An 8,573-nucleotide genomic window follows, 5' to 3' on the forward strand; every position below is an offset into this window, starting at 1 on the left:
GTGGCCATCGTCCTTTCCTCGAATCCGTTACCTTAGGCAGTACGAATTCTAGGACGGTGACCACACCTTTGTTCAGATGCCCATCAACGACCCGTTTTTGGGCTTACACCAACTTTCGCGACACGATCAGGTCATGCTCTACGCTGCAGCAAAGGGCGAGAAGAACGTGGCTACGACCTTGACTGCCCCCCAAGATGAGCGACAACTCCGATGCTGCGGCGAGCTGCGGGCGTGTCGCGTTTGCGCTCTAGCCTCTCAACAAAAGGCAGTGCTGAGGGCGTGCGCGCGCTCGTCGACTACGCGGCCCATGAGTTCGGACTCCGCCTCCTTGCAGCCGTTCCTCCTGGCGAGTGCCCTCCATGTCCGTACGCCACGCAGCACCCTTGCGACTGCGAGGGAGCTCTTCTCGGCAGCGAGTCCGCAGGACTCCGCCAGCTCCTTTAGGCCGTTGACCTCCGTCTTGCCCGTCTCGCCGAAGACCGACGTGGTGCGCCCCCTGCTCGGGTCGGGATTGATGTTGACGTCGAACACTGGGGAGAGGACCCAGCAGCCTCCCCTTCGGACAAGTCCCAGGTTTCGCAGGTGGTCGTCCGTGTTGTGCAGGGCTACGGAGAGCACGACGCGCTCAAACAGGGCCTCGAGCTGGGGGAGCGGGTCTATGCACCAGTCCACCAGCGCGTCCGCGACATCGGCGTAGTCGCTCTGTGAATCGTCACGCGCCCTGACCAAGCTCATCGCGCTCAGATAGGGAATCCTTTGACCGTCTATGAGCGAACCCTCGCGGTCGAAGCGCTCGAGCAGTAGGATGGAGTCCGAGCCGATTCGGAGCAGCCTCGCCCTCGGGACCGCGAGTCCGGCCGCCTTGGCGATGTCGAGGCTCGTCTTCTCCCATGCCATCACGTCCCACTCGTCTCTCGGGTGCGAGAACTTTGCGAGGAGGATTCTGCCCTCGTCCGTGACCGAGGCCTTGGGGCGGGCGCCGCCGAGCGAGCCGGAACCCGCATCCAGGAGCTCCTTGACCTGATCGTTGTCGGCGCTGCCGAGGGACACCTGGTTCGATGCCGCGACTAGTCGCTTGAGTTCGACGAGGGGAGGCACGGTCTCGTTTGGGGAGAGGTAGTTGTCTGAGCCGGGCACGCGGAATCGTAGGGCTCCCTGCCTTGACGCGTCGTAGACGCCCAGCAGGTAGTCCGCCTCGTCGCGCGAGCGCAGAGCGAGTCCGCTCCCACTGGACTCGGCAACTGCGCGCCGGTCGATGAGATGGCGGCCCCAGCGATCTGGGGAGGAGTCCCTCAGGGCCCCGGGAAGGCCCGCGCAGAATCCGGATGCGTCTCGAAAGGGGAGGGAGGGGTCGATTGCATAAGCGTCCGACGAGGCGAGATACCCCTGGTCATAGATGAAGGACGAACTGATGGATCCTCTTCGCAGGCTGAAGTGGCAAGTGCCCACAAGGACGTCGTCCCCCAGGGTGTGGGAAGTGAATACCTGTATGGTGGGGGTCATCGTTTGCTTCTCACGCGCTTGGGAAGCGCCCGGTCAGCCCTGGCGCGTCCCAGGTCCGTCTGGTACGGGTCCGTCGCGTCGACCACTGCGTCCAGGGTCTGGAGTGCGCGGCACGCGTTGAGGAACGTCTCCAGGCTGGCGGAGGGGTCGCCGTTCTCCAGGCGCGAGATGGTCGCGCGAGAGACGTTGGCCTTGTCGGCGAGCTCCTGCGAGGTCAGCCCGTAGAGCCTGCGCCACGTCGCGATGTTCTCGCCTATGCTTCTGGCCGCCAGCTTAGTCTTTGCAGATGTCGGTCGCTTCATGGAATCACTTGTCCGTTATTAGATGCGTTATAGCAGTTAACGTAGAATATAAACGACATTAATCTAGCATATCTGAGAGCGACCCTGGGGACTCTTCCCGCTACGGCCACCCGAGATAGGCGAGCATCCGATTATTGAACGCAACTTTTCGCGTTTTGGGCGTTTGCCCAGCTGGGCTCGGGACATCCCAGAATTTCGACTCTTTGAAACCTCGGCTCTTCGAAACTTCTGGTGGGTAACACGACAGTGCCGCATTGAGCCCGCAGCCCCCCAACGGTAGCATTTCCCCAACAGATGGTCCTTGGCGGGGGGGACCTCGACATCGTCGCCCAGCGCGTCTAGGCGGGGCGACAGGAGGCCGAAGGGCCCGCTCGTGCTCTCGTGCAACTCGCCTGTCAGGAGCAGGAACCGCTTCGGGCCGTGCGTTTGCCGCTCGCGCCGCGGGCGCGGCATGTGCCGCGGCGAGGCGCTGGAGGCGGCCGCCAGGAAGGGGGCCAAGGTGGTCTACGCGACCATGGGGGACGAGGCCCCGTACGCGGCCTGGCGAGCCGCGCCGAATCGGCGAGAGGCGAGACCCCTCGCGGGGCCTGCGCCGACATTGCCCTCGCGCGGCCTGTCAGCTGGAATAATCAGTTGACAGAACTATAGGAACACCCCTACGTCTGCAGGGCGAGCAACAAAGCCGACCCATGGCGCACCAGCATCTCGACGAAGGCGCCCTCCTCCTCGTCAAAGTCCCTGTGCACCCATTCGCATATCACTCCCGTGCTCATCCACGTGAACCCCACGATGTCGTAGTGAAACGACGAACTGTGGCTGTCCACGGCATTGGTCGAGACGAGCACGTGCTCCATGGCCTTGCTGAACCCAACCATGAACCGATTCCTGTCGTTTGCGGTGAGCCCGGTGACGAGCTCGCGTCGGGCAAGGAGGAAGCTGACGAGGTGGCGGTAGTAGTCGCGCAACCCCCCTTCATCCACATGTTCGCCCGCCAGCGTCCGGGCGGCCGGCGAGGCTCTGAGCTCCTGCTCCAAATCGCTCAGAAAACCCCGTTCCGTACTATCGAGCAAGTCATACTTGTCCCGGTAGTGCTCGTAGAAAGTGCTGCGGTTCACGTGTGCGGACGCGATGATCTGGGAGACGGTGATTGCCTCGATGCGGTCGCGGGAGAACAGCTCGAGGAACGCCTTCTGCAGCGCCGCCTCGGCTCGCACGTACCTTGGGTCCCTCGTGTTCATATCTATCCGATATCTCTGCAGTATATGCGCCAGTTATCCTGCTTGATTTTACCCGGTACCATCAAGATACGACAAACTTGCTGATCACAAGTGGCAGACGCCCGGGGACCGTCCGGAAACGCCTCTTGCTGCCTTGGGCGACCCGGCTCGCAACGGCTGGGGTCCGTACAGCCAGTCCATGTGCTTGAGCTGGTAATAGGGCGATGCCTTCACGTGGTCGGCACAGAAATGCGCCAGTGGCACGCCGAGCGTGGTCGCGATGGCCAGGTAGATGCGGCGCAGACCGTATTCGGCTCCGAAAGTCCTCCAGATGTCCAGAGCGGACTTGAAATCGTAGAACTGGTCCGCGGCCTCGAAGAAGCACTCCTGCAGGCGCCAGGGGGACATCTTCTTGGGGTGGAACGTGACGTTGGTCATGTCGAATAGCTCCCAGTCGTTGGCGAAGATGCGTCCCTCGGCGCGCAGCCGCTCGTAATCCGGCGTACCGGGGAAGGGCGTGAGAATCGCCGGTTGAATCTGGTAGGCACCAATCGATTTCGCGAAACGGTACGAGCGCTCGATGTCCTCGGGACCGTCGGTGTCAATTCCGAGCACGATGCTCGCGATGACGCGGATGCCATGTTTGCGGCATGCGGTGCCGGCCCGCTCGATGTCGGCGATGCTTTGGTGCTTGTCGATGGAGTCGAGCGACTCCTGGTTGAGGGACTCGATGCCGATGAGCACACGCGTCAGGTGGGCCTTCGCCAGGAGGTCGAGCAGCTCGGGGTCGCGGGCCATGTCGGTGCGCCCGAAGAAGAACGTCTCCTTGAACTGCAGGCCCTCGTCGATGATGCGCTGGCAGATCTTCTTAGCGCGCTCCTTGTCCGCGGTGAAGTTGTCGTCCTCGAAGTTCATGTACTCGAAGCCCTGCTCGTGGGCCATCCTGATCTCGGCGATGACGGAATCGACACTGCGCTTGCGATATGGCGCGAACATGCGTGACGTCGTGCAGAACGTGCAGTTGAACGGGCATCCCCGCGACGTCATGATATTGGCGGACTCGCAGGGCGTCTTGAGGATGCTGTAGTCGGGGAAGGGCACGTCGTCCAGGTTACAGACCGGCTCGGCGCGGACGATCTCTTCAGTGCGCCGACCCTCGACCGCGTCGAGGATTACGCTCTCTCCCTCGCCGACGATGACCTGGTCGGCATGGGTCAGCGCTTCCTCTGGCACGCTCGAGGGGTGGATGCCTCCGATAAGGACGTGCGCGTGCCCCTTCTCGTGGAACAGGTCTGCAATCTCATAGGCGCGCGGGGCGGTGGCCGTCATCGCGTATACACCCACGACGTCGGCCCACTTGAGCAGGCGCTTGTAATCCACCGGGCCATGCAGCTCCTGGTAGCACTCGACGTCGTGGCCGGCTTGCCGCACGATGCCACCTAGGATGAGCGGGCCTGTGATGGGATTCGAATGCCCGTAGAGCCTACCTCCCAGCCGGTAGATAGGGTTGCGCTTCACGAAGGGGGCCGGGACGATGAAGACGACGTGCATGCTTGCGCCCACCACCTCTCCTCACGGCGCACCTGGTACGGTCGTACGGACCGAGCCCCGTGCGCTGTGCGCATCCGGGATCGGGCCATTTGCCTCAAATCAATGATATCGGAGATATATCTACATGAAAACAGATACAAACAACGAGAGTATCGGATAGTCGAGGGGAGACGGGAATACATACGTCGCAACTGTCCGGCACCGTTCACGGCTGGCGACTTTTCCTCCGACCCCAAGTCGTCAATCGCGCAAGTATCAGCGCAGTTTTCGTACCCATCCGGGGCGTCATCTCAAGCGGCGATATCGTCTCTGCAACCGTATCGAGGAGGTTCCTGGTGCTTGCCCTCTCCACGCATGCGAGACGCCAGGCGACTGTCAGCGTCCAGCCTGCGCTCGAACGCCCCCCGATATCGAGACCTTACAGGCCAGGGCCTCGCCACCAAGAACCCCTGTGACTACTGCAAGCCGCCCAAGCGCGTGAAGCCCAAGATCAACGCGCTCGACCGCGCGGAGCGCACGCGCATGTTCAAGCTGGCGTAGGGGGCCTGGGACGAGTCCTTGGGCATGGCTATCGAGTTCGCGCTTACCACCGGCATGCGCCGCGGGGAGGTGTGCGCCCTCAGATGGTCGGACCTGGGAGATGACGGCACCATCACCGTGCGGCGTGCGCTCGGCAGCGCTGACAGCGGCTACTATGTCAAGGAACCCAAGACCAGGCGCAGCCGGGCAATCCCCCTCACCGGGCGCACGTTCGCCACCCTCCAAGGTTGCCGAGGCCTTCGACGTGGATATGTCGCTCCGCTCCCGGATGCTAGCCACGACGAGGGTAGTGTGCCGAATGTTCAACCAGGCGCGCGACGTCGGCTGGCATGTGGCGAGGGGCGCCCGCTCCACGGCGACGGTCGAGTTCTGGAGCTGGTACGTGCGCGTCCCGGGCTCCGGCATCGTTACCCTCCAGAGGGTCGAGCAGCTCGTCCGTATGGGGAGACTCCCCAGGAGGCAACGAAGGACGCCTCCCTCAGGGGGAGGCCCCATCACGTGTTCAATGCCTCCCAGGTGGAGAGGGTCGAGCCCTACGACCTGAGCGCGCACGCCCTGGCGAACGCCGAGGTGGAGCGCGTGGCGGACGAGTTCATCGAGTCCTTGAGGTGCCCGATGGCCGAGGGTCGCGTCGACGAGGCGTACTACCGGCCATCCACCGACTCGATCACGCTGCCACTGCGCTCGCAGTTCACGTCCATGGATGCATTTGCGCGTACGCTCCTCCACGGGATGTGCCACTCGACGGCGCGCGAGGTCGGCCGCGAGGTCGAGGGGTCGGAGGAGGGCTACGCCCGTGAGGAACTCGTGGCGGAGCTGGGCTCCGCCTTCGCCGCGGCGGACGCCGACCTGGGCATGGGGGCCTACGCCAACGCCGACATGGGGAGGACCTTCCTCGAGAACCACGCCGCCTACCTGCAGGGCTGGCTCACCTCAATCCGCGGCGACCCGTCCGCGCTCGCGAAGGCCGCCCCGCAGGCGTCCAAGACCGCCGACTTCATCGCCGACAGGCGGGAGAGGCTGGTGGCCTCGAGAGGGGACGATGCCAGGACGAACGCCCTCGAAAAGGAGTTTCTCTCCTCACGCACGAGATCCGCTGCGGAGATATCAGAGACACTGGGCGCAGGAAGCGCCCCGCGACCTCGTGCGCGGGGGAGAGACCTCTGAGGGCGACTACCGCCGTCGCTAGGAGATGCGCTGTGCGCCGAAGCTCCAGAGCAGCTCGTAGTACCTCGAGGCGCGCTCGTCGTCCGAGATATCCGCGGCATCGGGGGCGAGGTCAGAGTCGATTCCGTCTATCATCCCGGGCCAGGTTCGTACCCTGCCGTCCTCGCACTGGAACTTGCTGTTGGGGGTCACGGTCCTGAATTCCTTGAGCTCCTCCGCCGCGATGCGGGGGTCGGGGTCGAGATTCGGCATGTACGGTTCTCCGTCTCAGTCGGCGCGCATAACGTCTCGCCGGTCCGACCGCGGTCGAGACCAGCCATAGCAGCATATTACAGCGACGTCACTGAACCCAGTCACTGACGTCTGCAAGCGCATTGGTCTTCGCTGCTGGAGAACAGTCTCCTATATCGGCGGCTCTGATCCGCTTCTGGCTTGGTGGCCTCATAAGCCATCCAAGCCGAGAACAGACCTGTGACTACGCCACTACACTGGAGAAATACAATATCAAATTCATCATTTATGTCAGCGGATATGCCCGGTAGCGGAAAGACACTAAGAAATTGCAATACCAACTGTATAAATGCGGCAACGAGAGTGTTAAGCGTTGACGCCCTACTGTCCTTAATGGATGCCCGGCCTATCGTGAGGAAAATTTGGAACGAAAAGCACATGGCCAGGGTTAAAAGAAATTGAATAGTCAACCAGAGTGCGGATAGAGACGGCCCGATCGGCCTGGCCGCCAGGCACGCCTGATGGTATGGTCGCATCGCCAAACACGAAGCCGCCAGCGGGCCCATCCGCCTTCGTGCTTGGCGACACCCTGGGCGGACGGGCCCGCTGGCGGACAGGATGAGTGACCATGCCGCGCCGCGGGAACCCCTGCGGCGGCATGGCGGAGGGGCTGTCGGCTGCCCAGTTCGCCGAGCTCGCCTCCGCTGTCGCCGCGAGAAGGTGCCGTGAGGAGGTCGGAATCGGCACGTTCGACGAGGCGGCCGACGCCTGGGCTGTTGATGTTCGCTGAGAAGTGACGCGAAGGGGGTGGTACCGCTTTTCCGTACCGTTCTCGCTAGGCTGCAAGGGTTAGGCTTTGCCTGTATGCCAAGGGGCCCATCGAGCCCAGCGAGCGCCTGATCCTCTTTGTGTCGTGCCACCCTATGTAGCCATCGATCCTCTTCCCGAGCCCCCCCAGGCTGACGCCCTCCCAGTCCCTCCCGCAGGACATCCCGTTCTTCATGGTGCCGAGGAGGCCCCCCATGCGGGAGTTGTCGGGAGGGCTGCCCTTCCTCGACATCGAGCGGATGACTCCCGCCTCCTCGCAGATCGATATCCACCCGGGCCACCGGCAGTGGCATCCGCAGCCGCCGCGGACGACGAGGTGGGCCCTCTCACCGGGCTTGGTAAGCCTGATGGCTGCTTCCGGCATCGAGTCGGCCATCTCGGCGTCCGGCGAGGTCGACGTCGCCCAGCTCACGATGGAGCCGCCGGAGCAGTCCGGGACAGGGGAGAGGCAGGGCTTGCCGGCGGGGACCGAGAGCTGCGTCACGTCCGCGGGCCACAGGAAGCTGGGAAGCCCCGCCGCAAGGTCCTGCCTGACCTTGTCGCCCGGATGTTCCGTGACCTCGCCCGCGCAGGGGCTGCAGCGCCGCCTTGGCTTCGTCCTGCCCCGGGCCTCGAGCCCCTCCCCGGCCATGATGCGGGCGATCCTGCGCCCCCCGATGGCCTCGCCCCCCGCCTCGGGCCCGTCGTGGATGCGGCGCCTTCCGCAGGTGCCGTCATTGGCGTCGAGGACCCCCGAGATCCTCCTGCGGGCCCCCCTCGCCCCTGTCGGGGGCGCGGGGCGCCCCCTGCTGGCACTGGTAGCCTGGCCGGGCCATCCCGGGCGCCGAGGGAGGCTCGCACGGCCCCCGTTTGGGGCGCGGGGACCCGATCAGCAGGGTCTTCTCCCCGTTCGCGGGCTCGCTTGCCGGGTCGGCGCCCGCCCCCTTCCCCAGGGCCTCGGGGGCACCCTCCGTGATGTCGCGCCTGAGCCCGGGCCCCTCGGGCTCGGCCTCGGGCTCGGCCTTCCTGGCCTCGAGGGCGGCGGTGCCCGCCTGGGTCGCAGGCGACCTTCCCCGCGTCCGCGCAGGCTTGCTGGGGCGGCCTTCGGACATCGGGGGCTCCTCCTCAAGCAGCCCGCGCCTCCCCTTGCAGAGCGCGGATCTCGTACATCCTACCAGGTCGGCGACCTCCTGGGCGGACGATGCCCGAGATGCCGGGGCCCTGGCGGCAGCGGCCTTCTCGGACGCGTCGAACG

General features: G+C 64.5%; 9 protein-coding genes and 1 pseudogene. 3 read left to right on the top strand and 7 right to left on the bottom strand.

Going from position 1 to position 8,573, the window contains the following annotated elements; all coding sequences use genetic code 11:
• Positions 1-255: 255 nt before the first annotated feature.
• From E0E00_RS13885 to E0E00_RS13900, 4 genes are all read right to left on the bottom strand, one after another.
• A complete protein-coding gene (locus E0E00_RS13885) occupies positions 256-1,503 on the bottom strand; it encodes a type II toxin-antitoxin system HipA family toxin (RefSeq protein ID WP_130813112.1) in 1,248 nt (415 codons plus the stop codon).
• Positions 1,500-1,805, bottom strand: coding sequence for a helix-turn-helix transcriptional regulator (locus E0E00_RS13890; protein WP_130813113.1), 306 nt, complete (start codon positions 1,803-1,805; stop codon positions 1,500-1,502). Before E0E00_RS13890 ends, E0E00_RS13885 begins: the two co-directional genes overlap by 4 nt.
• Before the next feature lie 656 nt (positions 1,806-2,461).
• Positions 2,462-3,043 (bottom strand): TetR/AcrR family transcriptional regulator, encoded by a 582-nt coding sequence (locus E0E00_RS13895; protein WP_130813114.1) that lies wholly within the window; start codon positions 3,041-3,043, stop codon positions 2,462-2,464.
• 84 nt (positions 3,044-3,127) lie between these two features.
• Complete coding sequence (locus tag E0E00_RS13900) at positions 3,128-4,585, bottom strand: B12-binding domain-containing radical SAM protein (protein ID WP_207302781.1); 1,458 nt, start codon at positions 4,583-4,585, stop codon at positions 3,128-3,130.
• 327 nt (positions 4,586-4,912) lie between these two features.
• Between E0E00_RS13900 and E0E00_RS14780 the strand changes: the two genes are divergently transcribed.
• Both E0E00_RS14780 and E0E00_RS14785 read left to right on the top strand, forming a co-directional pair.
• A complete protein-coding gene (locus E0E00_RS14780; RefSeq protein WP_207302782.1) occupies positions 4,913-5,113 on the top strand; it encodes a hypothetical protein in 201 nt (66 codons plus the stop codon).
• 24 nt (positions 5,114-5,137) lie between these two features.
• A complete protein-coding gene (locus tag E0E00_RS14785) occupies positions 5,138-6,280 on the top strand; it encodes a zincin-like metallopeptidase domain-containing protein (protein ID WP_207302783.1) in 1,143 nt (380 codons plus the stop codon).
• Positions 6,281-6,298: 18 nt separating this feature from the next.
• Here the strand turns inward: E0E00_RS14785 and E0E00_RS13910 are convergent, their stop codons facing one another.
• Positions 6,299-6,532 carry a hypothetical protein gene (locus E0E00_RS13910; protein WP_130813115.1) on the bottom strand — a complete coding sequence of 78 codons (234 nt, stop codon included), beginning with the start codon at positions 6,530-6,532 and terminating at the stop codon, positions 6,299-6,301.
• Between the two features lie 607 nt (positions 6,533-7,139).
• Here E0E00_RS13910 and E0E00_RS14495 point away from each other — a divergent pair.
• Complete coding sequence (locus E0E00_RS14495; RefSeq protein ID WP_165443718.1) at positions 7,140-7,301, top strand: hypothetical protein; 162 nt, start codon at positions 7,140-7,142, stop codon at positions 7,299-7,301.
• A 45-nt stretch (positions 7,302-7,346) separates the two neighbouring features.
• Here E0E00_RS14495 and E0E00_RS13915 read toward each other — a convergent pair whose 3' ends face one another.
• Positions 7,347-7,970, bottom strand: a complete 624-nt coding sequence (locus tag E0E00_RS13915; RefSeq protein WP_130813116.1) for a hypothetical protein — start codon at positions 7,968-7,970, stop codon at positions 7,347-7,349.
• A gap of 82 nt (positions 7,971-8,052) precedes the next feature.
• A pseudogene (locus E0E00_RS13920) lies at positions 8,053-8,573 on the bottom strand (hypothetical protein); the annotation flags it as partial.

Origin of the sequence: Olsenella sp. Marseille-P4559, from assembly GCF_900605015.1 — a bacterium.
In the GTDB taxonomy this organism is placed as follows: domain Bacteria; phylum Actinomycetota; class Coriobacteriia; order Coriobacteriales; family Atopobiaceae; genus Tractidigestivibacter.